The 23,767-nt window shown below is 62.0% G+C and carries 22 protein-coding genes; 11 read left to right on the top strand and 11 right to left on the bottom strand.

Going from position 1 to position 23,767, the window contains the following annotated elements:
* The first annotated feature begins 53 nt into the window (after positions 1-53).
* From pqqF to HU725_RS01870, 7 genes are all read left to right on the top strand, one after another.
* A complete protein-coding gene (pqqF, locus tag HU725_RS01900) occupies positions 54-2,333 on the top strand; it encodes a pyrroloquinoline quinone biosynthesis protein PqqF (RefSeq protein ID WP_186478626.1) in 2,280 nt (759 codons plus the stop codon).
* 168 nt (positions 2,334-2,501) lie between these two features.
* Positions 2,502-2,573 carry a pyrroloquinoline quinone precursor peptide PqqA gene (gene pqqA / locus HU725_RS01895; RefSeq protein WP_003243383.1) on the top strand — a complete coding sequence of 24 codons (72 nt, stop codon included), beginning with the start codon at positions 2,502-2,504 and terminating at the stop codon, positions 2,571-2,573.
* An 80-nt stretch (positions 2,574-2,653) separates the two neighbouring features.
* Positions 2,654-3,565: a pyrroloquinoline quinone biosynthesis protein PqqB gene (gene pqqB / locus HU725_RS01890; RefSeq protein WP_060477449.1), complete on the top strand. Its 912-nt coding sequence runs from the start codon at positions 2,654-2,656 to the stop codon at positions 3,563-3,565.
* 9 nt (positions 3,566-3,574) lie between these two features.
* Positions 3,575-4,330, top strand: a complete 756-nt coding sequence (gene pqqC, locus HU725_RS01885; protein WP_060477448.1) for a pyrroloquinoline-quinone synthase PqqC — start codon at positions 3,575-3,577, stop codon at positions 4,328-4,330.
* A complete protein-coding gene (pqqD, locus tag HU725_RS01880; protein WP_060477447.1) occupies positions 4,327-4,602 on the top strand; it encodes a pyrroloquinoline quinone biosynthesis peptide chaperone PqqD in 276 nt (91 codons plus the stop codon). Before pqqC ends, pqqD begins: the two co-directional genes overlap by 4 nt.
* Positions 4,574-5,722: a pyrroloquinoline quinone biosynthesis protein PqqE gene (pqqE, locus tag HU725_RS01875; RefSeq protein ID WP_186478625.1), complete on the top strand. Its 1,149-nt coding sequence runs from the start codon at positions 4,574-4,576 to the stop codon at positions 5,720-5,722. Before pqqD ends, pqqE begins: the two co-directional genes overlap by 29 nt.
* The gene (locus HU725_RS01870) at positions 5,688-7,511 is read left to right on the top strand and encodes a S9 family peptidase (RefSeq protein ID WP_186478624.1); all 1,824 of its coding nucleotides are present in this window, start codon (positions 5,688-5,690) and stop codon (positions 7,509-7,511) included. The genes pqqE and HU725_RS01870 overlap by 35 nt, the downstream gene beginning before the upstream one ends.
* A 39-nt stretch (positions 7,512-7,550) precedes the next feature.
* Here the strand turns inward: HU725_RS01870 and HU725_RS01865 are convergent, their stop codons facing one another.
* Positions 7,551-7,709 carry a YqaE/Pmp3 family membrane protein gene (locus tag HU725_RS01865; RefSeq protein ID WP_009681539.1) on the bottom strand — a complete coding sequence of 53 codons (159 nt, stop codon included), beginning with the start codon at positions 7,707-7,709 and terminating at the stop codon, positions 7,551-7,553.
* A 139-nt stretch (positions 7,710-7,848) separates the two neighbouring features.
* Complete coding sequence (locus HU725_RS01860) at positions 7,849-9,129, bottom strand: aspartate aminotransferase family protein (RefSeq protein WP_186478623.1); 1,281 nt, start codon at positions 9,127-9,129, stop codon at positions 7,849-7,851.
* 205 nt (positions 9,130-9,334) lie between these two features.
* Between HU725_RS01860 and HU725_RS01855 the strand changes: the two genes are divergently transcribed.
* On the top strand, positions 9,335-10,258 hold the full coding sequence (locus HU725_RS01855; protein WP_186478622.1) for a LysR family transcriptional regulator: 924 nt from the start codon (positions 9,335-9,337) through the stop codon (positions 10,256-10,258).
* A 245-nt stretch (positions 10,259-10,503) separates the two neighbouring features.
* Here the strand turns inward: HU725_RS01855 and HU725_RS01850 are convergent, their stop codons facing one another.
* The 9 genes from HU725_RS01850 to bioB form a co-directional block, all read right to left on the bottom strand.
* Positions 10,504-12,282: an acyl-CoA dehydrogenase C-terminal domain-containing protein gene (locus tag HU725_RS01850; RefSeq protein WP_186478621.1), complete on the bottom strand. Its 1,779-nt coding sequence runs from the start codon at positions 12,280-12,282 to the stop codon at positions 10,504-10,506.
* Between the two features lie 134 nt (positions 12,283-12,416).
* Positions 12,417-13,700: a GGDEF domain-containing protein gene (locus HU725_RS01845; protein WP_186478620.1), complete on the bottom strand. Its 1,284-nt coding sequence runs from the start codon at positions 13,698-13,700 to the stop codon at positions 12,417-12,419.
* A gap of 211 nt (positions 13,701-13,911) precedes the next feature.
* Positions 13,912-15,717 (bottom strand): phenylacyl-CoA dehydrogenase, encoded by a 1,806-nt coding sequence (locus HU725_RS01840; protein WP_060477440.1) that lies wholly within the window; start codon positions 15,715-15,717, stop codon positions 13,912-13,914.
* 368 nt (positions 15,718-16,085) lie between these two features.
* Positions 16,086-16,382: a pyrroloquinoline quinone biosynthesis protein PqqE gene (locus HU725_RS01835; protein WP_186478619.1), complete on the bottom strand. Its 297-nt coding sequence runs from the start codon at positions 16,380-16,382 to the stop codon at positions 16,086-16,088.
* A gap of 123 nt (positions 16,383-16,505) precedes the next feature.
* Positions 16,506-17,186, bottom strand: a complete 681-nt coding sequence (gene bioD, locus HU725_RS01830) for a dethiobiotin synthase (RefSeq protein WP_186478618.1) — start codon at positions 17,184-17,186, stop codon at positions 16,506-16,508.
* Between the two features lie 10 nt (positions 17,187-17,196).
* Positions 17,197-18,015 (bottom strand): malonyl-ACP O-methyltransferase BioC, encoded by an 819-nt coding sequence (bioC, locus tag HU725_RS01825; protein WP_186478617.1) that lies wholly within the window; start codon positions 18,013-18,015, stop codon positions 17,197-17,199.
* A complete protein-coding gene (locus HU725_RS01820; RefSeq protein ID WP_186478616.1) occupies positions 18,008-18,739 on the bottom strand; it encodes an alpha/beta fold hydrolase in 732 nt (243 codons plus the stop codon). Before HU725_RS01820 ends, bioC begins: the two co-directional genes overlap by 8 nt.
* Positions 18,732-19,904, bottom strand: coding sequence for an 8-amino-7-oxononanoate synthase (gene bioF / locus HU725_RS01815; protein ID WP_060477435.1), 1,173 nt, complete (start codon positions 19,902-19,904; stop codon positions 18,732-18,734). The genes HU725_RS01820 and bioF overlap by 8 nt, the downstream gene beginning before the upstream one ends.
* Before the next feature lies 1 nt (position 19,905).
* Positions 19,906-20,964, bottom strand: coding sequence for a biotin synthase BioB (gene bioB / locus HU725_RS01810; RefSeq protein WP_186478615.1), 1,059 nt, complete (start codon positions 20,962-20,964; stop codon positions 19,906-19,908).
* 89 nt (positions 20,965-21,053) lie between these two features.
* Here bioB and HU725_RS01805 point away from each other — a divergent pair, with 89 nt between their 5' ends.
* The 3 genes from HU725_RS01805 to HU725_RS01795 all read left to right on the top strand — a co-directional run bounded on the left by HU725_RS01805 (position 21,054) and on the right by HU725_RS01795 (position 23,758).
* Positions 21,054-21,791: a ComFC family protein gene (locus tag HU725_RS01805; RefSeq protein WP_186478614.1), complete on the top strand. Its 738-nt coding sequence runs from the start codon at positions 21,054-21,056 to the stop codon at positions 21,789-21,791.
* 26 nt (positions 21,792-21,817) lie between these two features.
* Positions 21,818-22,582, top strand: coding sequence for a TOBE domain-containing protein (locus HU725_RS01800; RefSeq protein ID WP_186478613.1), 765 nt, complete (start codon positions 21,818-21,820; stop codon positions 22,580-22,582).
* A 201-nt stretch (positions 22,583-22,783) separates the two neighbouring features.
* Entirely contained in the window at positions 22,784-23,758 is a 975-nt protein-coding gene (locus HU725_RS01795; protein WP_186478612.1) for a serine/threonine protein kinase, read from the top strand.
* Positions 23,759-23,767 lie beyond the last annotated feature (9 nt).

The raw sequence follows: 23,767 nt of genomic DNA, 5'->3' as shown, positions 1-23,767 counted from the left end.
CCCCGCCCAGTCGCGGATGAGCCCGCATTCATCAATGGATACCTGTGGTTAGCATGAGCGACACCAACAGCCACGTCACGCTGGCCAACGGCCTGCAGCTGATATTACGCCATGCGCCACATCTCAAGCGCTCGGCTGCGGCCCTGCGCGTGCACGCCGGCAGCCATGATGCTGCGCCCCAGTGGCCTGGCCTGGCGCACTTTCTTGAACACCTGTTCTTCCTGGGTACAGCGCGCTTCCCACTGGAAGATGGGCTTATGCGCTACGTTCAGGCCTTGGGCGGCCAAGTCAATGCCAGTACCCGTGAACGCACCACCGACTTTTTCTTCGAAGTCCCGCCTGCCGCCTTGGCCGGGGGGCTGGAGCGTCTGTGCCAGATGCTTGCCGAACCTGACCTTGGCATCGAGCGCCAGCGGCGCGAGCGTGAGGTGATCCACGCCGAATTCATCGCCTGGTCGCGCAACCCTCAGGCTCAACAGCAGTTTGCTCTGCTGCAATCAGTAGCGGGCAATCACCCGCTCAGCGCTTTTCATGCCGGTAACCGTTATTCCCTCCCACTGCAGAGCAGTGCTTTCCAGGATGCCCTCGTGGGGTTTCACCAACGCTTCTATCACGCCGGCCAGATTACCCTGAGCCTCTGCGGGCCACAGCCGCTGGATGAACTGGAACGACTCGGCAGACGATTGGCGGGCATCTTCAAACGGGCGGCCGCGGTACCACAAGCTATGCCGCCGGTTTTGGCCAGTGGCGAGCCGCTACTGTTCGCCCATCAGGGCCTGCCGGCAGGGGCAGAACGGGCATTGGCGCTGCTGATGGCCAACCTCAGCGACAACCGCCCCGGCAGTTGGCTAGGTGAACTGCAGCGCCGGGGATGGCTCAAGGAGTGCAAAGTCGAGCAGTTGTATGCTTTCGCCGGGCAACTGCTCTGGCACATCGATTTGAAGCTCAACCCCTGTGCCGATAGCAGCGAGGTACTGAAGCTGTTGCACGGCTGGTTCGGCTATATTCGCCAAGCATCGCCCACAACGCTCAACCAGGCGTTCGGACTTTTGCAGCAGCGTCGCCAGCGCAGTGCCGGCGCCTTGGCGCTGGCCCGCGCAGACAGCGCCGCGCAGCCATTTGCGGCACTGGACAGCCAAGGGCTCACCGCACTTGCGGCGCTGCTCGAGCAATTGCCACAACGCGCCACCCACCCATGGCAGTTGCCCGAGCCTGACCCCTTGTTGCTCGACGAGATGCCCGCTCATCAGGCAGGAGCGCTGCCGCCTTCACTCAGTGTCAGCAGCCTGTTGCCGCCAACCCGGCACCATGCAGCGCTGTTTCTGCGTTGGCACATAGCATCACCCTCGCGTCGGCCTCTTCAGCGGGGACTTGAACGTGCCTTGCAGCCTTTACAGATGCGCTGCGAGCAGGCCGGCGTGCAATTGCAATTCAGTGGGGCCGGTGACTACTGGCAACTGCGCTGTGCTGGGCACCCCGCAGCGGTGATACGCGCCACCGCCCAGGCCCTGACGAGCTTGCAGGCACCTTGCGACTGGCCGTCCCCTGCACCTGAAGCCCCCGCCCTGATACCTATCAGAGCCTTGATCGGTCAGTTGCCGGATGCCGTACTCGGCTCACGCGCAGAACCCCAGGCGCACTGCGCGGCTGACCAAACGCAGCTCGACGACGCCTGGCAGCACAGCCGCTGGCACGGCCTGGCCGTAGGCTTCGATACAGATGCGTTGCAGGCTCTGGGTGCATTGCTGCAAAGCTGCCCTGGCCAAGGTGTGTCGCCTTCACCTGCGGCCCGCTGGGCTGGCCGCCGCTGGCAGCGGGCCAATGTGCCTGGCAGTGAAAATGCCCTTCTGCTGTTTTGCCCCGTGCCTGACGGGCAGCAAGGCTGCGGCCGCCTACTGGCCCAGAGCCTGCAGGGGCCGGTGTATCAACGCCTGCGGGTCGAGTTGCAATTAGGCTACGCGGTATTCAGTACCTTTCGTCAGATCGAGGGCGTAGGTGGCCTGCTATTCGGCGTGCAGTCGCCACATGCCAGCCAGGCAGAAATCCTCGGCCACCTGCACGCGCTTCTACGCAATGGTGTGACACTGGACGAGCATGCGCGCAAGGCCCTGGCCGAGCAGTTCGACGAACCCGCCATGGCCAACGCCGATGTAGCCGAATGGGCATGGCAAGCACGATTGGCCGCTGAACCTGACGATTTGAGGGGTTTGAAACGGGCTATTCTGGACGTGCGACAAGCGGATCTGGATGGTCTGCTTCGCCAGTTGCTCGCTGAAGATCACGCTTGGCTTTGCGTGGCCAATGCCGCAGCGCCGGACAGCTCCTGGAAGTGATCCAGGGTGGATTATTACGTTTGCTGCAAGGGCGCTTATCAAACAATTAACCTTTCGGTACAAAAATTTCTTGTAAGATAACGCTATCTCAGTCAGCGGAACCTCTTACTCGAATCAGCACTCGAGTAGTAGTGAAGCGAACACAACCCATCCGGAAGGAGAACGCCCATGTGGACCAAACCAGCTTACACTGACCTGCGTATCGGCTTTGAAGTGACCATGTACTTCGCCAACCGCTAAGCCTTGCTGTGCGGCATGACGCCTCGGCCCGCCGGGGCGTCGTCGTTTTTCGGATACGGCTTTTCGCAGAAGGAGTGGCCATGTACATCCAGATTCTCGGTTCCGCCGCCGGCGGGGGTTTCCCGCAGTGGAACTGCAACTGCGTGAACTGCAAGGGCTTTCGCGATGGTAGCCTGCGCGCCACGGCACGAACCCAGTCGTCCATTGCCTTGTCCGACGACGGTGAGCACTGGATCCTGTGCAACGCTTCGCCCGACATTCGCGCCCAACTGCAGGCCTTCGCGCCCATGCAGCCTGCGCGCGCACTGCGCGATACCGGCATCAACGCTATCGTCCTGCTCGACAGCCAGATCGACCACACCACCGGCCTGCTCAGCCTGCGCGAAGGCTGCCCGCACCAGGTCTGGTGCACGGACATGGTCCACCAAGACCTGACCACCGGCTTCCCGCTGTTCAACATGCTCAGCCACTGGAACGGCGGACTGCAGTGGAATCGCATCGAGCTTGAGGGCAGCTTCGTTATCGACGCCTGCCCAAACCTCAGATTCACACCGTTCCCCCTGCGCAGCGCAGCGCCGCCCTACTCGCCGCACCGCTTCGACCCGCACCCGGGCGACAACCTTGGCCTGCTGGTCGAGGATTCCCGCACAGGGGGCAAGCTGTTCTACGCACCCGGCCTCGGCCAGGTCGACGCCAAACTGCTGCAGATGATGCACAGTGCCGACTGCCTGCTGGTCGACGGCACGCTGTGGGAGGATGATGAAATGCAGCGGCGCGGTGTCGGCACCCGCACCGGCCGCGAGATGGGCCACCTGGCGCAGAACGGCCCCGGCGGCATGCTCGAAGTGCTCGACGGCTTCCCACGGCAACGTAAGGTGCTCATCCACATCAACAACACCAACCCAATCCTCGATGAAGACTCACCCGAGCGCGCCGAGGTCCAGCGTCGTGGGGTGGAAGTCGCCTTCGACGGCATGAGCATCGAGTTGTAAGGAGGCCCCGTGAGCGACGCACTGCCATTGTCACCTGCCGAATTCGAACAGGCCCTGCGCGCCAAGGGCGCGTACTACCACATTCACCACCCCTACCATGTGGCGATGTATCAAGGCCGCGCCAGCCGAGAGCAGATTCAAGGCTGGGTGGCCAACCGCTTCTACTACCAGGTCAACATCCCGATGAAGGATGCCGCGATCCTGGCCAACTGCCCGGATCGCGAAGTGCGCCGTGAGTGGATCCAGCGCCTGCTCGACCACGACGGCGCACCGGGTGAAGATGGCGGTATCGAAGCCTGGCTGCGCTTGGGTCAAGCAGTGGGTCTGGACCCTGATCAGCTGCGTTCACAAGAGCTGGTGCTGCCAGGCGTGCGCTTTGCCGTGGATGCCTATGTCAATTTCGCCCGCCGTGCGAGTTGGCAGGAAGCGGCCAGCAGCTCGTTGACCGAACTGTTCGCCCCGCAGATCCACCAATCGCGCCTGGACAGCTGGCCGCAACACTACCCGTGGATCGACCCGGCCGGTTACGAGTATTTCCGCACTCGCCTGGGCCAGGCCCGACGCGATGTGGAACATGGCCTGGCGATCACCCTGCAGCACTACACCACCCGGGCGGGCCAGGAGCGCATGCTGGAGATCCTGCAATTCAAACTGGATATCCTCTGGAGCATGCTCGATGCCATGAGCATGGCCTACGAGCTGAACCGCCCGCCTTACCACACCGTCACCCAGCAACGGGTCTGGCACAAAGGGATAGCCCTATGAGCTTGCAACGTAACCAAGTGCCAAACTGGCGCCCTGGCTACCGCTTCCAGTACGAACCGGCGCAGAAAGGCCACGTGCTCTTGTACCCAGAGGGCATGATCAAGCTCAACGAAAGCGCCAGCCTGATCGGTGGGTTGATCGACGGCAAGCGTGATGTGGCGGCAATCATCGCCGAACTCGAACAGCAATTTCCTGGTGTGCCCGAGGTCGCTGACGACATTGAGCAATTCATGGAGGTGGCCCGTGCCGAACACTGGATCACCCTCGCCTGAAGTGCCGGTCGGCCTGCCGCTGTGGCTGCTGGCCGAGCTCACCTACCGCTGCCCGCTGCAGTGCCCGTATTGCTCCAACCCGCTGGACTTCGCCGCCCAGGGCCAGGAGCTGAGCACTGCGCAATGGTTCAAGGTGATGGCCGAGGCCCGCGAGATGGGCGCTGCGCAAATCGGTTTCTCCGGTGGCGAACCGCTGGTGCGCCAGGACCTTGCAGAGCTTATCGGTGAGGCCCGCCGACTGGGCTACTACACCAACCTGATCACCTCGGGCATTGGCCTGACCGAAGCGCGCATCGCCGCTTTCAAGCAAGCCGGCCTGGACCATATCCAGATCAGCTTCCAAGCCAGTGACGAGCAGGTCAACAACTTGCTCGCCGGCTCGAAAAAAGCCTTCGCTCAGAAGCTGGAAATGGCCCGTGCAGTGAAGGCCCACGGCTACCCGATGGTGCTCAACTTCGTTACCCACCGGCACAACATCGACAAAATCGACCGCATCATCGAGCTGTGCATTGCGCTTGAGGCAGACTTCGTCGAGCTTGCCACCTGCCAATTCTATGGCTGGGCCCATCTCAACCGTCTGGGCCTGCTGCCCACTCGTGCGCAGCTTGAGCGCGCCGAACGTATCACCAACGAATACCGGGCCAAGCTCAAAGCCCAGGGCAACCCTTGCAAGCTGATCTTCGTGACCCCGGATTACTATGAAGAGCGACCCAAGGCTTGCATGAACGGCTGGGGCAGCCTGTTCCTGACCATCACGCCCGACGGCACCGCCCTGCCCTGCCACGGCGCGCGCCAGTTGCCGGTGCAGTTCCCCAATGTGCGCGACCACGACCTGCATCACATCTGGTACGACTCGTTCGGCTTCAATCGCTTCCGTGGATACGACTGGATGCCCGAGCCTTGCCGTTCGTGCGACGAGAAGGAAAAGGACTTCGGCGGCTGCCGCTGTCAAGCCTTCATGCTCACAGGCGATGCCAGCAATGCCGACCCGGTGTGCGCCAAGTCGGCCGACCACGGCATCATCCTCAAGGCTCGCGAAGAGGCAGAAACTGCCCAACTCGCCATCGAAGAGATGACTTTCCGCAATGAGCGCAATTCCCGTGTCATCGCCCGCGGCTGATTTCAGTGCCGCCCAGGCTGTCGCCGCTGGCACCGACTTCGCAGACCTCAAGGTCAATGAACAGGGCCTGTTCTGGAACGAGTTCCGCCCAGCCGATGGCGCCTGCCGCATCTGGCACTGGCGTGACCACCAGGCGCGGTGCCTGACGCCTGATGGCTTCAGCGTGCGCAGCCGCGTGTACGAGTATGGTGGCGGCAGCTTCTGCCTGGGCGGCGACGGCCTGCTGTTCGTCAACGAAAAGGACCAGCAGGTGTACACCCAGAGCCTTGCGGGTACTGCACCACGGCCCCTGAGTAACGAAGACGCCTGTCGTTATGGTGATCTGCAGTGGCACAACGGCCAGGTATTGGCCGTTGAGGAGCGCCATGGCCAACAGGTTGAGCATCGCCTGGTGGCATGGGATGAAACTACCCGCCAAGTGCTCGCCGAGGGCGCCGACTTTTACGCCTCACCGACGGTCAGCAGCGACGGCCAGCGCCTGGCGTGGATCGAGTGGGACCGCCCGGCACAACCGTGGACCGTCACCCGGCTGATGTGCAGGCAACGCGACACAACCGGTAACTGGGGCCCCGCGCAGTGCGTTGCCGGCGCAGATGAATCGCTGCAACAACCGCGTTTTGATGCTGACGGGCTGTTGTACTGCCTGTCTGATCGCAATGGTTTCTGGCAGCCCTGGGGCGAGGTCGACGGCAACTGGCAAGCACTTGCCGCTGAGCCGGCGGACCATGCCAGCGCCCCGTGGCAACTGGGCAACAGCACCTGGCTGCCCATCAGCCGCGAGCACTACTTGGCCACTTGGTTCGAAGGCGGCATCGGGCAACTGGGCTTGCGTGATGAACAAGGCCGCTTGGAACGCTTCGCCAGTGCCTACACCCGGTTCCGCCACTTGGCCATGGACGGCGAGCAGCTGTATGCCGTCGCCGCTTCGCCGATCAGCCCTGCGGCAGTGATCACCATCAACCGAACCAACCATGAAGTCAGCGTATTGGCTGGCGGCAGCGAGGTGCTGCCCGCCGAGCAGATCAGCCTGCCACAGTCGATCCATTACCCAAGCGGTGATGCATTTGCCCACGGCTTTTTCTACCCGGCCCACGGCATCAAAGGCGCTGCCCCGCTGCTGGTATTCATCCATGGCGGCCCGACTTCAGCCTGCTACCCCGTGCTCGATCCGCGTATTCAATACTGGACCCAGCGCGGCTTTGCCGTAGCCGACCTGAATTACCGTGGCAGTAGCGGCTACGGTCGGGCTTACCGCCAGGCGCTGCACCTGCGTTGGGGCCAAAGCGATGTCCAGGATGCCTGCGCCGCCGTCGAGTATTTGGCTCACAGAGGCCTGATCGACGCTGGCAAAGCGTTCATCCGCGGTGGCAGCGCTGGGGGTTACACCACCTTGTGCGCATTGGCGTTCCACGACGTGTTCAGGGCCGGCGCCAGCCTTTATGGAGTCAGCGACCCAATTGCTTTGGGCCACGCCACGCACAAGTTCGAAGCCGATTATTTGGACTGGCTGATCGGTGACCCGCAACGCGATGCTGAACGTTACCGCCAGCGCACGCCCTTGCTGCACGCCTCACGCATCAATGTGCCGGTGATCTTTTTCCAGGGCGAGCTGGATGCAGTGGTGGTGCCGGAGCAGACCCGTTCAATGCTGCAGGCGTTGCAGGCCAATGGCGTCGAAGCCTCGGGGCATTTCTATGCTGGCGAACGGCACGGTTTGCGCAAGGCCGAAAACCTGGCACATGCGCTGGAAGAGGAATGGAAGTTCTATTGCCGCGTACTTGAAGGCTGACAGCCGGCGTGGCGCCGCCTGGCGGCGCCCCCGGCACACTCAGCGTTTGGCGATGATGTAGACCGCATGCACGATGCCTGGGATGTAGCCCAGCAGAGTCAGTAGGATGTTCAGCCAGAATGCCCCGCCAAAACCCACCTGCAAAAACACACCCAGCGGCGGCAGGATAATGGCGATGATGATGCGAATAAAGTCCATGCGGGTTTCTCCTTAAAGGGGTTACACCAAAGACTAGCCGCGCATCCCAGAGGTTCCGCAGGTAAAAAAAACGCCCCGGCCAAATGAAACAGGCACGGGGCGATGCGCAGGAACGCTAGACGGTTCGTTGAATTCGAGATCAGGCAGGTACCCGGCCGCCAGCTTGCTGTTGGGTGTGCAAGCGAGCGAACGCCCGTGCCAGGCGCAGGAGCATTTCATCGATGTTGCCCTTGCTCACCGTCAATGCCGGGGAGAAACGCACCACGTCAGGTTGCGCGGCATTGAGCAGCAAGCCTTCGTGCAAAGCGGCTGCAACCAGCTCTTTGGCGAGGTTATCCTGCAGTTGCAGGGCCCACAGCAGGCCCTGCCCGCGCACCTGCCCCTGGCCGTAGCGGCCGGCCAGGCGAGCCAAGCCATCGCGCAAATGCCGGCCACTGTCTTGCACCTGCTCGAAGAAGCCCGGCTCCAGCACCGTATCGAGCACCGCCAGGCCGGCGGCGCTCATCAGCGCATTGCCGTGATGGCTACCTTCCAGCTCGCCTGGTTCAGCACAGCAGGCCGTGCCACGGGCCAGCAAAGCGGCCAGTGGGACCCCTGCACCCAAGCCTTTGCCGAGGGTGACGATGTCGGCGCGCACGCCAAAGGTTTGCTCGGCCAGCAACGCGCCGCAGCGGCCAATGCCGGTTTGAACTTCATCGAGAATCAGCAGGATGCCGAGTTCACGGCAGAGCTTTTGCACGCCTTGCAGGTACTCGCGGGTCGCCGGGATAACCCCGGCCTCGCCTTGAATCGGCTCGAGCATGATCGCCACGGTGCGCGAATCGACGGCGGCATGCAGCGCCGCCAGATCATTGAATGGCACCTTGCTGAAGCCGGGCAGACCTGGTTCGCAGCGGTTGCACGCCAGCGGGTCGGAAGCCGAAAGCGCGCCCAGGCTACGGCCGTGGCAGGCCTGGTTGGCGGTGATGATGTGGTAGGCGCCGTTACGGTGCAATTGGCCCCACTTGCGCGCCAGCTTGATAGCACCTTCACAGGCTTCGGCACCGCTGTTGAGCAGGTAGGCCTGGTCGCTGCCAGTGCTCTGGCACAGGCGCTCCACCAACGCTAGCAAGCCATGGCTATGGTAGCCGACCCCTGGATTGATCAAGGCCTGGGCCTGGTTAGACAGGGCCTTCACCAGCGCCGACGGGCTATGCCCAAGGCTGTTGACCGCGCCACCCTGGGTGAAATCCAGGTAAGCGTGCCCTTCGCTGTCCCAAAGCCAGGAACCCTGGCCACGTACGAACACCTGCCGCGCATGTTCGGTACTCGGCATGAGGTAAGTGCGCGCCGGCACTTTTGGATGGGCCTGCGCCACCGGTGCACGCTTGGGCTCAGCAACCGCGGCAGGGGCCGAGCGGCGCAGGTTGAACAAGTTCATCGGGGCTCCAACCAATCACAGAAGCGGCCAGTGTCGCTAAAGCAGCCGGCCTGAATTATTTTGTCGTGCCTATCAAAAGTGTTTTTCAAACGAGGTAACAATACAGCAACCGATTGCTGTAACCCGTTGTAATACGGCGATAGACTAGGCCTCGACAGGCTTTGCGGCCATTTCGTTTTCCCAGCTTTTTAGATAAGTATCGCTTATGGATTTTCGACAGCTGCGTTATTTCGTCGCGGTGTATGAAGAGGGCCATGTTGGGCGTGCCGCCGAACGCTTGTCCCTGTCGCAACCGGCGCTATCGCAACAGATCCGCCAGTTGGAACATAGCCTGGATCTGAGCCTGTTCGAGCGCAGCAACAAACGCTTGTTGCCCACCCTTGCTGCGCACACGCTTTATAACCATGCGTTGCCATTGCTCGATGGCTTGCAGCGAGCCCATGAGGCCATGCGCAACTTCAAAGGCCAGTCACTGCGCACGCTGGCCATCGGCGTCTTGCAAACCGTCAGGCCGAGCCTGATACCGCAACTGCTGGAACGGCTACGCAAAGCCCAGCCGCACCTGGTGGTACAGATCTACGAGTTATCGGGGCTGGAAATCGAACGGCGGCTGCTCAATGGCAACCTGGATATCGGCATCAGCTACCTGCCACCCCGCCAGCCAGGGCTGCATGGCTTGCTGCTGTACGAAGACGAGCTGCAGGTTGTGATACCGGCTACTCATCCGCTGAAGGACTTCAAGAAGGTATCCCTTAAGCAGGCTGCCGAATTGCCCATGCTGATGCTGGGGGAAGAGTTCCAGATCCGTCAGATCTGGAAAGATCAACTCGCCGCCCAGGGCCGTCGGCCACAGGTACAAGCCGAGATGAACAACATGGCGGGGATCCTCGACAGCTTGGCCCATACGGCGCTGGCGACCATTCTGCCGGGGCGTGCCAAGGACGCCGCCGACGACCAACAAAGTTTGTTATGGAAACCGCTGAGCGAGCCGCGGGTACCGCTCGAGGTTGGCCTGGTTTACCGCGACGCACAGCGCCAGCAGGCGTCGGTGGAGCTGCTGCGCACATTGCTGGAAGAAGAAACCGACCCACGCCAACCGGGCGCATCACCACTGGAGGTGCTTGGCTGAGAATCACGCAGACGAAGAAAACCCCGCCGAAGCGGGGTTCTCTAGACTGTTTCCCTATGACATCCCTATCGTCCCACCTTCCTGGCAGGTAATCCTTCGTTGTCCCTGTTCTGTCCTTTGCGCTTCCTGCGCAACGTCCATGAACAAAGATTAACCGTGGATCCAATCTGACGCCAGTAGCGAAAAGTCACTACGTTGTGTAGGAGAAAGCTTACACGCCGTAGGTTTTTGAAATACTTTCAACCTCAAAACTGTTCTGCATCCAGCAGGTAAAGCGACTCACTGCCTGCCTTCACCGCAGCCACCAATGACTCTACCCGCGGCAACAAGCGCGCGAAGTAGAACTGCGCGGTGCCCAGCTTGGCGGCATAGAACGCCTCGTCACCCTCGGCAGCCTTGGCGGCACGTGCCATCAAGGCCCACATGTAAGCGTAAGCCACATAGCCGAAAGCATGCAGGTACTCAACCGAAGCGGCGCCGATCTCATTCGGGTTAGCTTTGGCCTGCTCCAGTACCCACTCGGTCAGGCCATCAAGCTGATCGAGGCTGGCGCTCAGGGGTTTGGTGAAGGCTTGCAGTTCAGTGCCTGCGCTGGCAACGAACTGGCGGATCTCGTCCGAGAACAGCCTGTAATAGGCGCCACCGCTGGCCACCACCTTGCGCCCCATGAGGTCCAACGCCTGAATACCGTTGGTGCCTTCATAGATCTGGGTGATACGCACATCGCGCACCAGTTGCTCCTGCCCCCATTCACGAATGTAACCATGGCCCCCGAATACCTGCTGGCCATGCACTGTGCATTCCAGGCCAAGGTCGGTTAGAAACGCCTTGGCAACGGGTGTCAGCAGCGCCACCAGTTCTTCGCTGCGTTTGCGCGTTGCCGGGTCTTCGCTGTATTTGGCGCTATCGAGCTGCATGGCCACGTAGGTGGAGAAGGCACGCCCACCTTCGATGAGCGCCTTCATGGTCAACAGCATGCGCCGCACATCCGGGTGTACGATGATCGGGTCGGCAGCCTTCTCTTTGGCCTGTGGCCCGGTTGGCGCACGGCTTTGCAGGCGATCACGGGCGTATTCCACAGCGTTCTGGTAGGAACGCTCGGCCGACGCCAAGCCCTGGATACCCACACCCAGCCGCTCATAGTTCATCATGGTGAACATGGCCGCCAGGCCCTTGTTCGGCTCGCCGACGATGTAGCCGACCGCTTCATCGAAGTTCATCACGCAGGTGGCCGATGCTTGGATGCCCATTTTGTGCTCGATGGAGCCACAGGTGGCCGGGTTGCGCGAGCCTAGGCTACCGTCGTCATTGACCAGGAACTTGGGCACAAGGAACAGCGAAATACCCTTAGGCCCTGCTGGTGCATCCGGCAGCTTGGCCAGCACCAGATGGATGATGTTCTCGGTCAGGTCGTGCTCGCCGCCGGTGATGAATATCTTGGTACCGCTGACCTTGTAGCTGCCATCGGCCTGGGGCTCGGCCTTGGTGCGAATGATGCCCAGGTCGGTGCCCGCATGGGGTTCGGTCAGGCACATGGAGCCGGCCCAGACACCGGCATACATGTTCGGCAGGTACTTGTGCTTCAGCGCCTCATCGGCATGGGCGTTGATCGACAGGCAGGCACCTGCGGTCAACATCGGGTACAGGCCAAAAGCCAGGCTCGCAGCGTTGACCATTTCTTCGACCTGGGCCGAAACCGCCTTGGGCATGCCCATGCCGCCAAACTGCGGATCGCCGCCCACGCCAACCCAACCGCCTTCGGCGTAGGTATTGTAGGCTTCGATGAAGCCGGCAGGCGTATGCACCGAACCCTGGTCCCAGCGGCAGCCCTCTTCGTCAGCGGCGCGGCTGAGCGGTGCAATGCTCTTGCTGGTGACTTTGCCGGCTTCTTCAAGCACCGCCATGGCGGTGTCCGCATCGACCGCTTCAGCCAGTTCGGGCAACTGCGCCCACTGTTCGGCCACGTTGAAGACTTCATTCAGTACGAAGCGCATGTCGCGCAGGGGCGCTTTATATTCAGCCATGACAACCTCTCGCTGGTCGGTCGGAGCGGCCACAGGGACCGCGGCACGGGGTTGGAACCCGGGGTTGAAACCAGTGTAACCGAACAACTTTTGCGAGACATAGGTTCATCAAGTGACCGTATGGTCAATCATGGTCACGACATCCGCACCGCTCCGCGCTGGGATTGTTGACCATGCACCATGACACAGTTACGACCCGCGCCCTTTGCACTGTAGAGCGCCTGGTCGGCGCACTTGAGTACTTCTTCCGGGTTACGGTGCTCCGCCTGGCGCTCGGCCACGCCGATGCTGATGGTGACCGAGACCGTGCCACCCGCGCTGCCGCTGCGTCGCTGGCGCCCGGCAGTGTCATCCTGCGGACGGTTGCTCTGGTCTCGCAAATGCATCGTGTAGTTGGCGATCATTTCACGCACCGCTTCTACATGGGGCACGCATTCTTCAGCCGTCTTGCCAGCGAATACCAAGGCGAACTCTTCCCCCCCGTAACGGTAAGCCCGCCCGCCCCCGGATACCTTGGACAACCGACTGGCGACCAGGCGCAGCACTTGGTCACCCACATCGTGGCCGTGGGTGTCGTTGAATTTCTTGAAGTGATCCACGTCGGTCATTGCGATCACGTAGTTGCGCCCAAGGCGCTGCATGCGCTCGTTCAACGCGCGGCGCCCAGGTAGCCCGGTCAGTTCGTCACGAAAGGCCATCTGGTAGGCCTCGTGGGATACCGCAGCGGCAATCATCAACATCACCTGGCTGCACATGATGTTCAGGGTGAAGGGCAGGATGAACGTCTTGGGCAGCATCCAGAAGATACCGATCAAGCCGATCAGCTGCGCTGCATGCAACGGCCGCGGCTCGCGCAGGTATTGAACCACCAGCAGCACCAGTACCAGGAAAAACAGCGGGTAAACCATCTGGATCAGGCTCATCCACTGGCCATGCAATGAGGGCCAGCGTATTTCGGCCAACCAGCCCAGCAGTGCCTGGGGAAAGCTCTGCTCCAAGGCCAGTGCCACGCTGCCGACTGCGAACAGCACTGCAAAACGGGCCAGCAGGTCCTGTGCCAGGTGGGTGCGCTCCTGCCAAAGACCGAACAGGCCATATAAGGCTGGCAGCAACAAGCACACCAGGTGGAAAACCACCGCGGCGTCCTCACGCACGCGGCCGTTGTCGCGGTAGTAGTCGGTCTGCGTATCGAGCAGGAAGTAGGCGATGTAGACCGTGACCATCAGAAACAGCTCGCGCTGGCGGCGGTAGACAGCGCAATAGGCACCACCGAGCAGCAGCACCAGCGTGGGAAGCACGTTGAACAGTGAAGTGAAGAAAACGCTAAGGTCCCTCACATACGCCGCCGCAAGCCCAGCCAGTAATAGAAACAGCGAAGGCAGGAAATGGCTCGCGCGAACAGCATTTAAACGAAACAAGGGCAATCTCCAACCCGGCAGATCAATAATGGCATTGTGCCTTTACTTCATCGGCAGCACACGTGAATAGATGAGTTCCCGGGTGGGTTAACGGCAGCGGCGGCATGCGGCTTGAGCATTTCTTGCCTGAGCGCTTTGGCAAAGCTAAATATCCGGACGAAAAAAACCGCTCACTGGGAGCGGTTTCTTCAAAGCGGAACCTCAAGCAGGCTTAGTAACCCAGCGCGAAGTCCTCTTCTTTCATATCCATCAGGTTGTTGGCGCCAGACAGCATGGAGGCCACATGGGTGCGAGTACGCGGCAGAATGCGCTGGAAGTAGAAGCGTGCGGTCTGCAGCTTGGCGGTGTAGAAGGCCTCTTCGCTAGTGCCGGCAGCCAGCTTTTCGGCGGCCAGGCGGGCGATGTCGGCCCAGAAGTAGGCCAGGCATGCGTAGCCGGAATACATCAGGTAGTCCACCGAAGCGGCACCGACTTCCTCACGGTCCTTCATCGCGGCCATCCCCACTTTCATGGTCAGCTCGCCCCACTCCTTGTTCAGCGCAGCCAATGGCTCGACGAACTCTTTGACCGCGTCATTGCCTTCCTGCGACTGGCAGAACTTGTGCACGATCTTGGTGAAGCCCTTGAGTGCTTCGCCCTGGGTCATCAGCACCTTGCGCCCGAGCAGGTCGAGTGCCTGGATGCCGGTGGTGCCTTCGTACAGCATGGAGATGCGGCTATCGCGCACGTTCTGCTCCATGCCCCACTCAGCAATGAAACCGTGGCCACCGTAAATCTGCACACCATGGTTGGCCGCCTCGAAGCCCACCTCGGTCATGAAAGCCTTGGCGATCGGGGTGAGGAACGCCAGCAAGGCGTCGGCCTTCTTGCGCTCTTCTTCGTCCTGGCTGTACTTGACGATGTCGACCTGCTTGGCAGTGAAGTACACCATCGCGCGGTTACCTTCAGCGAACGCCTTCATGGTCAGCAGCATACGGCGCACGTCAGGGTGGACGATGATCGGGTCTGCGGCTTTGTCCGGTGCTTTAGGGCCGGTCAGCGAACGCATCTGCAGGCGCTCACGGGCATACTTCAGGCCACCCTGGAAGGCTACCTCGGCATGGGCCAGGCCTTGCAGCGCGGTACCCAGGCGTGCAGTGTTCATGAAGGTGAACATGCAGTTCAGGCCTTTGTTGGCCGGGCCAATCAGGTAGCCGGTTGCGCCATCGAAGTTCATCACACAGGTAGCATTACCGTGGATGCCCATCTTGTGCTCGATGGAGCCGCAGCTCACACCGTTGCGCTCACCCACCCCGCCCTCTGCGTTAGGCAGGAACTTCGGCACGATGAACAGCGAAATGCCTTTGGTGCCAGCCGGAGCGTCCGGCAGGCGTGCCAGCACGATGTGGACGATGTTGCCGGCCATGTCGTGTTCGCCGGCCGAGATGAAAATCTTGGTGCCGGACACTTTGTAGCTGCCATCGGCCTGAGGCTCGGCCTTGGTCCGCAGCATGCCCAGGTCGGTGCCGCAATGCGGCTCGGTCAGGCACATGGTGCCGGTCCATTCGCCGGACACCAGCTTGGTCAGGTAGGTGTGCTGCTGCTCGGCGGTACCGTGGGCGGAGATGGTGTTCATCGCGCCATGGGACAGGCCTGGGTACATGCCCCACGACCAGTTCGAACCACCGACCATTTCGCTCAGGGCCAGGCCCAACGACTCTGGCAGGCCTTGGCCGCCGTGCTCGACGTCATGGGCCAGGCTTGGCCAGCCACCTTCGACGAATTGCGCGTAGGCTTCCTTGAAGCCGGTCGGTGTCTTCACGCCCGACTCGCTCCAGGTGCAGCCTTCCTGATCGCCGACACGGTTCAGCGGCGACAGTACCTGCTCACAGAACTTCGCGCCTTCTTCCAGGATTGCATCGACCATGTCGGGCGTTGCGTCCTGGCAACCCGGCAGGCTCTGATAGTGCGCCTCGTAGCCGAGCAGCTCGTCGCGCACGAAACGAATATCACGCAAGGGGGCTTTGTAATCAGGCATTGCGATGAACCTCTGTGATGAGTTCTGGGGGACCGCTGATACCAACCAGCTCTTGTCGGCTTTCGGTCAAACAGTTGTTTGAAACTTACGTTTAGCACGCCCGGATGTCAAGAAGTGACTATGGTGCCATTTACGCCACGAAAAATGGCTTTTATGCCATTCGATCCAAACCGAGCGTCAATCGGCTGGGCAAGCGGAATGATCCCTGAAGGCGCAAAAGGGAAAACGGCGATGAGCGGGTGTGCTAACTCGCAGGCGGGCGATTGTTGAGGTCACCTACAAGCCTGCGGGAGCGGCTTTAGCCGCGTAGGCACCTGCAGACTGAAGATGCCCTGGGTATCACGGCATGAAGCCGCGATAGAAAGGAGTCAGGCGTAAGTGTCGATAAATCGACCGAGCATTTCGTCGGAGGCCTTGGCCACTTTCACACCCAGTTCGGTTTCGGTCTTGCCGAGGGCCAGTTGTACGGTGCTAGTGGCCAAGTCCATCTGCTGGCTTCGATCCACCCCACGCAGGCGCTCGGCCTGGAAGTCGCTGGACTGGCTGGTCGCAGCGCGCTCGACCGAGCTGCTGGCGATCTGGCCTGCAGCCTGATCGACACGGTTCTGGCCGTTGTAGATCGTATTGAGGCCCGCGTAGTACGCGGTGCTGCCGGTGATTTGCATGGCTCGACTCCAATGACACTGGGTGTGAACATGCTCCATTAAAGCAGCCCGAGGGTGAAATGGCTCTTTTAAATAGCTAATGGCCCGGTGCCAGCTCATAGGCCGAGAGTATATGGCCCAGCTTCAATCCAGTAGGTCGAGCTGTAAGTGTTCTGCCACAGCATCAGCGCTAGCCTGCTTGAGTTTCGGCACGCGCCCCAGGCACGGCGCCGGCAAGCGCTCCGCCAGACTGGCCAGGTTTTCCTCCAGGCGCGCGGTCCTTGGCTCGATCACATTGGCTACCCAACCCGCCAGCTGCAGCCCGTCGCGGGCGATCGCCTCGGCACTGAGCAGCGCGTGGTTGATACAACCCAACCGCACGCCCACCACCAGAATCACCGGCAGCTTCAGGGCAATAGCCAGGTCGGACAGATTGGCCTGGTCGGACAATGGCACACGCCAACCGCCTGCACCCTCAACCAGAGTGAAGTCAGCTCCCTGGTCCAGCACATGCCGCATGGCCCTGGCCAAAGCAGCCACCTCCAGCGCAACACCGGCCTCACGGGCAGCCACATGGGGGGCGATGGCCGGCTCGAAGGCAAACGGGTTGACCTGCTGGTAGTCGAGCTTGATCGAGCTTTCATCGATCAGCGCCTGAGCGTCGCTGTTGCGCAAGCCCTTGGCGGTCATTGTGCAACCCGAAGCCACTGGCTTGGCGCCCAGGGTACTCAGCCCTTGCAAGCGCGCCGCATGCAAAAGCCCCGCAGCAATGGTGGTCTTGCCGACATCGGTGTCGGTGCCGGCGATGAAATAGGCCTGGCTCATCTCGGTCCTCTTATGCCTGTGGCTTGCGCATCACACCATAAACCACCTGATAGGTGGCGGGCAGCCCCTGGGGCTGGCGAAACGCTTCATAGGCCTGCATCAGGCCTTGCACACGGGCACGGCCGGTCAGGCCAGAGGGCCGCCCGGGGTTGAGGTTGTGGGCGCCGAGTGCCTTGAGTTCATGGGTCAGGCTACGCACATCCGGGTAGTGCAGCACATGGGCCTGGCGTTGCAGGCTGAGCGGTTCCAGGCCGCTGGCTGCACACAGGTTCTGGTAGTCCTGCAAGCGCCGAAAGCGGTTCACATGCACCATGCCGTCCACCGCCTGCCAGCTGGCACGCAACTCCTCGAGCGTACCGACGCACAGGCTGCTGAAGGCCAGCACACCGCCTGGGCGCAGTACCCGCCGCGCTTCTTCTAGCACCATGGCGAACTGACTGCACCACTGCACCGCCAGGCTGCTGAACACCAGGTCGACGCAGGCATCTCCCAGTGGCAGGCGCTCGGCGTCACCCGCAATCAGGTACTGCGCCCCACCCCGCTCGCCCCGAGCATGGCGCAACATACCTTCGGCGATATCCACCGCCACACCGGTTGCCCGCGCGAAGCGCTCGCCCAGCACTCGGCTGAAATAGCCAGTGCCACTGCCTAGGTCCAGCCAGCGCGACGGCGCCAGATCTTCAGGCAATTGCGCCAGCAAGCTCACCCCGACAGCCCGCTGCAGGGCAGCGACGCTATCGTAGCTGGCCGCTGCTCGGGAGAACGAAGCCGCTACCTGGCGCTTGTCAGGCAAGGCTCCGGGCAGGGTTGGATGGGAAAGGTCAGTCATCGCCACTCTCATGCAGGAAACTCTTGATGCCCGCCGCCAGTTCCTGGGGATATTCCAGCAAAAAGGCGTGGGAACTCTCTTCGACCAGGCCGACTTCAACGTCCGGCAGCAATTCGCTCAGCGCCTTGGCCGCCTCGGCCGGTACCAGTGCATCGCTGCCAGCGAACAGGTGCAGCTGCGGGCCGCCATAGGCCTGCAAGGCTGCACGGGTATCGAGCTTGGCCAGTACTTCAAGGCCAGTGGCAAGGTACAGAGGGTCGGTGTCCGGTACACCCACTCCCAATTGCCGCAACAGCGTGCGTGGCTGCAGGGCGCCGTCGCTGCACAGCGTACGGAAACGCTTGAGGGTTACCGAGGTGTGGCTGCGACATCCATCGAGGAAGGTGCCGAAGGTGTCCACGGCCATGCCATGGGGCCAATCGGCACGGGCCACGAAACTGGGGTTACTGCCCAAGGTCAGCAAGCCGCAGCAATGGTCGCCACGCTTGCGCGCCAGCTCGCTGGCGAGCATCCCACCCAGCGACCAGCCACCCAGCCAGGTATCGTTGGGCAGCTTGCGGTCAAGGTAGTCGACCCAGGCCTGCACATCGGCATCTGCCAATTCCGGCAGTGGCATAAGCTCGACTTGCAGGCGCGTGTCCTGGGCCCGCAGGCTGGCGGCGAGGGGTTCTAGGGCGGCGGGGCCCAACCCCCAACCTGGAAGAAGGATCAGACGGTTACGCATCGGCGGCCTCCAGCTGTGGATAACACTCGGCCAATGCATTCAACAATAGCTGCACTTGCGCCTCACTGTGCGCCGCGCTCAAGGTTACCCGCAGCCGAGCGCTGCCGGCCGGCACCGTCGGCGGGCGGATGGCGGTCACCAGCAAACCGCGTTCGCGCAACATGCGTGACAGTTCAACAGCCTTGGCACTGTCACCCACCATGATCGGCTGGATCGGTGTCGGGCTGTCCATCAGTCGCAGGCCAATCTGCTCGGCGCCCAGGCGAAACTTGCGGATCAATGCCGCCAGATGCTCGCGGCGCCAGGTATCACGGCGCAGCAACTGCAGGCTCTTGAGTGTGGCGCAAGCCAGCGCCGGGGGCTGGCTGGTGGTGTAGATGTAGGGCCGGGCGAACTGAACCAGTGTCTCGATCAATTCGTCGCTGCCGGCGACGAAGGCACCGGCGGTGCCGCAGCCCTTGCCGAGGGTACCAATCAACACTGGCACATCGTCGATACCCAGGCCGAAGTGCTCGACGATGCCGCCACCTTGAGCCCCCAGAGTACCTAACCCATGGGCGTCATCGACCATCAACCAGGCACCGGCGGCGCGAGTCACGCCAGCCAGTGCCGGCAAGTCGGCAAGGTCACCGTCCATGCTGAACACACCGTCGGTGACTACAAGCGTGTTGCCGGCAGCCTTGCTCAGTCGGCTGGCCAGGCTGGTTGGGTCGTTGTGCAGGTAACGGCTGAAGCGGGCACCACTGAGCAAGCCGCCGTCCAACAGCGAGGCATGGTTCAGGCGGTCCTGCAGCACGGTGTCGCCCTGCCCCACCAGCGCGGTGATGGCGCCGAGGTTGGCCATGTAGCCTGTGGAAAACAGCAGCGCGCGCGGGCGGCCAGTGAGTTCGGCCAACGCCTCTTCGACGGCATGATGCGGCGTGCTGTGGCCGACCACCAGATGCGAAGCACCGCCACCGACACCCCACTGTTGGGCGCCAGCCTGCCAAGCGGCGATCACCTCAGGGTGGTTGGCCAGCCCCAGATAGTCATTGCTGCAGAAGGCCAGCAAGCGTTGCCCATCGACCACCACTTCCGGCCCCTGTGGGCTCTGCAACAATGGCCGCTGCCGATACAGGTCTGCGGCGCGCCGTTCGGCCAGGCGCGCCGCCAGATCGAAGGCCATTTCAGGCTGACGCGGCGTCGTAGAACAGATCGCTGCTGCGTTGCTCGACCAGCGCCTGCTCGATGGCGGCCTGGTGCACTTCGTCGGCGTGCTCTTCGCGCGCCTCGGGCTCGATGCCCAGGCGAGCGAACAGCTGCATGTCCTTGTCAGCCTGCGGGTTGGCGGTAGTCAGCAGCTTCTCGCCGTAGAAAATCGAGTTGGCGCCAGCCATGAACGCCAGTGCCTGCATTTGCTCGTTCATCTGCTCGCGGCCAGCGGACAGGCGCACGTGCGACTTGGGCATCAGGATACGCGCCACTGCGAGCATGCGAATGAAGTCGAACGGATCGACGTCTTGTTCTTCGGCCAGCGGCGTGCCAGCGACCTTCACCAGCATGTTGATCGGCACCGATTCAGGGTGCTCGGGCAGGTTGGCCAGCTGAATCAGCAAGCCTGCGCGGTCGTCCAGCGACTCACCCATGCCCAGGATGCCGCCCGAACAGATCTTCATCCCAGCCTCACGCACGTAAGCCAAGGTCTGCAGGCGTTCGCTGTAAGTACGGGTAGTAATGATGCTGCCGTAGAACTCCGGCGAGGTATCGAGGTTATGGTTGTAATAGTCCAACCCAGCCTGGGCCAGGGCGGCGGTCTGCTCTTGGTCGAGCTTGCCGAGGGTCATGCAGGTTTCCAGGCCCATGGCCTTCACGCCCTTGACCATTTCCAGCACGTAGGGCATGTCCTTGGCCGACGGATGCTTCCACGCAGCGCCCATGCAAAACCGGGTGGAGCCGATGGCTTTGGCGCGAGCGGCCTCTTCCAGCACCTTCTGCACTTCCATCAGCTTCTGTTTTTCAAGCCCCGTGTTGTAGTGGCCGGACTGCGGACAATATTTGCAATCCTCCGGGCAGGCGCCGGTTTTGATCGACAGCAAGGTCGACACCTGCACACGGTTGGGGTCGAAATGCGCGCGGTGCACGGTTTGCGCCTGGAACAGCAGGTCATTGAACGGCTGCTGAAACAACGCCTTGACCTCAGGCAGTGACCAGTCGTGACGTGTTGTTGCAGTTGTGCTGGCGCTCATCGGCGATTCCTTGTTTAGGCTGTAGCTGGCGCCGAGGCACAAGTGCCTGCCAGCGCATCACGGATAGCTCGCATACTCATGGAAGCCCTATGAACTGTCAACCTTGGCTAAAGTTGCTGGTCAACAAGTGTATAAATATTAACCACCTTTGTTTACTGTGCAGCGAGCCTGCGCAACAGCGCTACCCGCTGTGCGTACCTTGCGAACAGGAGCTTCCCTGGCTGGAGGAGTACTGCCTGCGCTGCGCGCTGCCCTTGCCGATGGCCAACCTGACCTGCGCTCAGTGCAGCCGCAGGCCACCGCCTTTCGACCAGGTGGTGGCCCCCTGGCATTACGGGTTCCCGCTGGACACGCTGATCAGCCGTTTCAAATACAACAGCCAATGGCCTCTTGGCCGGTTGATGGCCGAGTTGCTGGCCATGAACCTGCGCTACCGCTTCGATGAGGGGCTACGCAAACCAAGCCTGCTGTTGCCAGTACCCTTGGCTCGGCGCCGGCTGCGCGAACGGGGCTTCAACCAGGCGGGCATGCTGGGGCGCTGGCTGGCCAAGGCACTGGCTATCGAGTGCGATGAGCGGTTGCTGCTGCGCACGCGGGAAACCCCGGCACAACAGCACCTCGATGCCAAGGCCCGGCGTGGCAACCTGCGCCAGGCTTTCGCCCTGGCCAACGGTACGTCGCTTGAAGGTCAGCATGTCGCAGTGGTCGATGACGTACTGACCACCGGGGCCACAGCCCAGGCCATCGCACAGGTGCTGCGCCAGGCCGGTGCGCGCAGGATCGACGTGTATTGCCTGGCACGCACGGCAAAACCGGGGCAAGCTTGAGGGATAAGTCCATGATAGGCGCCCACATGTCCCTGCCCGCACTCCTCACCCAGCACATCGCCCGTCGCCCGCAGCGCATTGCACTGCTTCAGCACATTGCCGAACAAGGCTCGATCACCCGTGCGGCGAAAGCGGCCGGTATCAGCTACAAAGCTGCCTGGGATGCGATCGATGAACTCAACAATCTGGCCAGCCTGCCGCTGGTCGAGCGCAGCACGGGCGGGCGTGGCGGTGGCGGCGCGCGGCTGTCGAGCGAGGGCGAACGGGTGCTGCGCCTCTACCAACGTTTGCAAAGCCTGCAAGCCCAGCTGCTCGAAGCCGCCGAGCAGTCTTCGGACCTCGAGCTGCTCGGGCGCCTGATGTTGCGCACCAGTGCGCGCAACCAGTTGCAGGGGCAGGTCAGCGGCCTGCGCCGTGAAGGGCGACATGACCGAGTCACCCTGGCACTGGGCGGTGCCGTACAAATCGATGCATTGATCACGCAAGACAGCACTGCACGCCTGGACCTGACCCTTGGTTGCGCCGTGGTGGCATTGCTCAAGGCTGGCTGGGTAACGCTGCTGGACGACAACGACGAGCCTGAAGCTGGCAGCAACTGCCTGTCAGCCACTATCGAACAAGTGCTGGCCGACCCTGAAGGCCCCAGCGAAGTGCGCTTGACCCTGGGCAACGGCCAGACCCTATGTGCCTTCGCCGAGGCCGATTGGCTGGCGCAACGACACTTGCTGGCTGGCCAACCGATACGCGTCCAGTTTCATCCCTCCAGTGTGCTGTTGGGCGTGCCGGCCTGAGTTCGGCGAACTGCCGCCCGCCGGTCTGCGATTTTGCAGCAGCTGTGAATGAACGGGGCCTTCACCGTGGCGACGCAACTGCCGAATGCCAAAGCGCTTGATCGGCAAGGTAAAACAACCCCTAGCAGGGCAAAAATGTCAGGCCTGCGCGCATTCATTACACTGTAGCTTCACTGCACCTCGCGTAGCTCCGGAGCTTTCATGTCGCACCCGTTCGATACCCTCACGCCAGACCTGGTCCTTGATGCCGTGGAAAGCCTTGGCTTTCTCAGCGATGCTCGGGTGCTGGCGCTGAACAGCTACGAAAACCGCGTCTATCAAATAGGCATCGAGGATGCGCAACCGCTGATCGCCAAGTTCTACCGCCCAGGCCGCTGGAGCGATGCAGCGATTCTGGAAGAGCACCAGTTCACTGCCGAGCTGGCAGACTGCGAGGTACCGGTAGTCGCGCCGTTGCAACACGGCGGGCAGACCCTGTTCCAGCACAACGGCTTTCGCTTTACCCTGTTCCCGCGCCGGGGTGGCCACGCACCCGAGCCCGGCAACCTTGACCAGCTTTATCGCCTCGGACAGTTGCTTGGCCGCCTGCATGCGGTGGGCGCTGCACGGCCGTTCGAACACCGCGAGGCATTGGCTGTGGACAACTTCGGCCATGCCTCGCTGAACACCTTGCTCGACGGCGGTTTCGTTCCCAAGGACCTGTTGCCCGCCTTCGAGTCCGTGGCCCGCGACCTGCTCAAACAGGTCGAAGACATCTATGCGCGCACGCCCCATCAGGTCATTCGACTGCACGGCGACCTGCACCCAGGCAACCTGATGCACCGCGATGAGGTGTACCACGTGGTTGACCTCGATGATTGCCGCATGGGCCCAGCCGTGCAGGACCTATGGATGATGCTCGCCGGTAGCCGCGAGGAGCGGCTTGGGCAGTTGGCCGAGCTGATCGATGGCTACAACGAGTTCCACGACTTCGACCCGCGTGAGCTGGCCCTGATCGAACCGTTACGCGCCCTGCGCCAGCTGTACTACAGCGCCTGGCTGGCCAGGCGCTGGGACGACCCCGCATTCCCGCCCAGCTTCCCGTGGTTCGGCCAGCCGCGATACTGGGGCGACCAGATACTCGCGCTGCGCGAGCAACGGGCAGCACTGGATGAATTACCCCTGAAATTGTTCTAGAAAGGTGCC

The organism is Pseudomonas promysalinigenes (assembly GCF_014269025.2).
Classification (GTDB): Bacteria; Pseudomonadota; Gammaproteobacteria; order Pseudomonadales; family Pseudomonadaceae; genus Aquipseudomonas; species Aquipseudomonas promysalinigenes.
This window is presented reverse-complemented; position numbering and strand designations above follow the sequence as displayed.

Bases quoted from the DNA above. Each gene is read 5' to 3' on its own strand.
- pqqF (WP_186478626.1), top strand. From the start codon at position 54: ATGAGCGACACCAACAGCCACGTCACGCTGGCCAACGGCCTGCAGCTG.
- HU725_RS01840 (WP_060477440.1), bottom strand. From the start codon at position 15,717: ATGCCTGATTACAAAGCCCCCTTGCGTGATATTCGTTTCGTGCGCGAC.
- HU725_RS01850 (WP_186478621.1), bottom strand. From the start codon at position 12,282: ATGGCTGAATATAAAGCGCCCCTGCGCGACATGCGCTTCGTACTGAAT.
- HU725_RS01805 (WP_186478614.1), top strand. From the start codon at position 21,054: ATGAACTGTCAACCTTGGCTAAAGTTGCTGGTCAACAAGTGTATAAAT.
- HU725_RS01800 (WP_186478613.1), top strand. From the start codon at position 21,818: ATGTCCCTGCCCGCACTCCTCACCCAGCACATCGCCCGTCGCCCGCAG.
- HU725_RS01870 (WP_186478624.1), top strand. From the start codon at position 5,688: ATGAGCGCAATTCCCGTGTCATCGCCCGCGGCTGATTTCAGTGCCGCC.
- HU725_RS01795 (WP_186478612.1), top strand. From the start codon at position 22,784: ATGTCGCACCCGTTCGATACCCTCACGCCAGACCTGGTCCTTGATGCC.
- HU725_RS01860 (WP_186478623.1), bottom strand. From the start codon at position 9,129: ATGAACTTGTTCAACCTGCGCCGCTCGGCCCCTGCCGCGGTTGCTGAG.
- bioC (WP_186478617.1), bottom strand. From the start codon at position 18,015: ATGACTGACCTTTCCCATCCAACCCTGCCCGGAGCCTTGCCTGACAAG.
- pqqB (WP_060477449.1), top strand. From the start codon at position 2,654: ATGTACATCCAGATTCTCGGTTCCGCCGCCGGCGGGGGTTTCCCGCAG.
- pqqD (WP_060477447.1), top strand. From the start codon at position 4,327: ATGAGCTTGCAACGTAACCAAGTGCCAAACTGGCGCCCTGGCTACCGC.
- HU725_RS01865 (WP_009681539.1), bottom strand. From the start codon at position 7,709: ATGGACTTTATTCGCATCATCATCGCCATTATCCTGCCGCCGCTGGGT.
- bioF (WP_060477435.1), bottom strand. From the start codon at position 19,904: ATGGCCTTCGATCTGGCGGCGCGCCTGGCCGAACGGCGCGCCGCAGAC.
- HU725_RS01835 (WP_186478619.1), bottom strand. From the start codon at position 16,382: ATGCAAATCACCGGCAGCACCGCGTACTACGCGGGCCTCAATACGATC.
- HU725_RS01855 (WP_186478622.1), top strand. From the start codon at position 9,335: ATGGATTTTCGACAGCTGCGTTATTTCGTCGCGGTGTATGAAGAGGGC.
- bioD (WP_186478618.1), bottom strand. From the start codon at position 17,186: ATGAGCCAGGCCTATTTCATCGCCGGCACCGACACCGATGTCGGCAAG.
- bioB (WP_186478615.1), bottom strand. From the start codon at position 20,964: ATGAGCGCCAGCACAACTGCAACAACACGTCACGACTGGTCACTGCCT.
- HU725_RS01820 (WP_186478616.1), bottom strand. From the start codon at position 18,739: ATGCGTAACCGTCTGATCCTTCTTCCAGGTTGGGGGTTGGGCCCCGCC.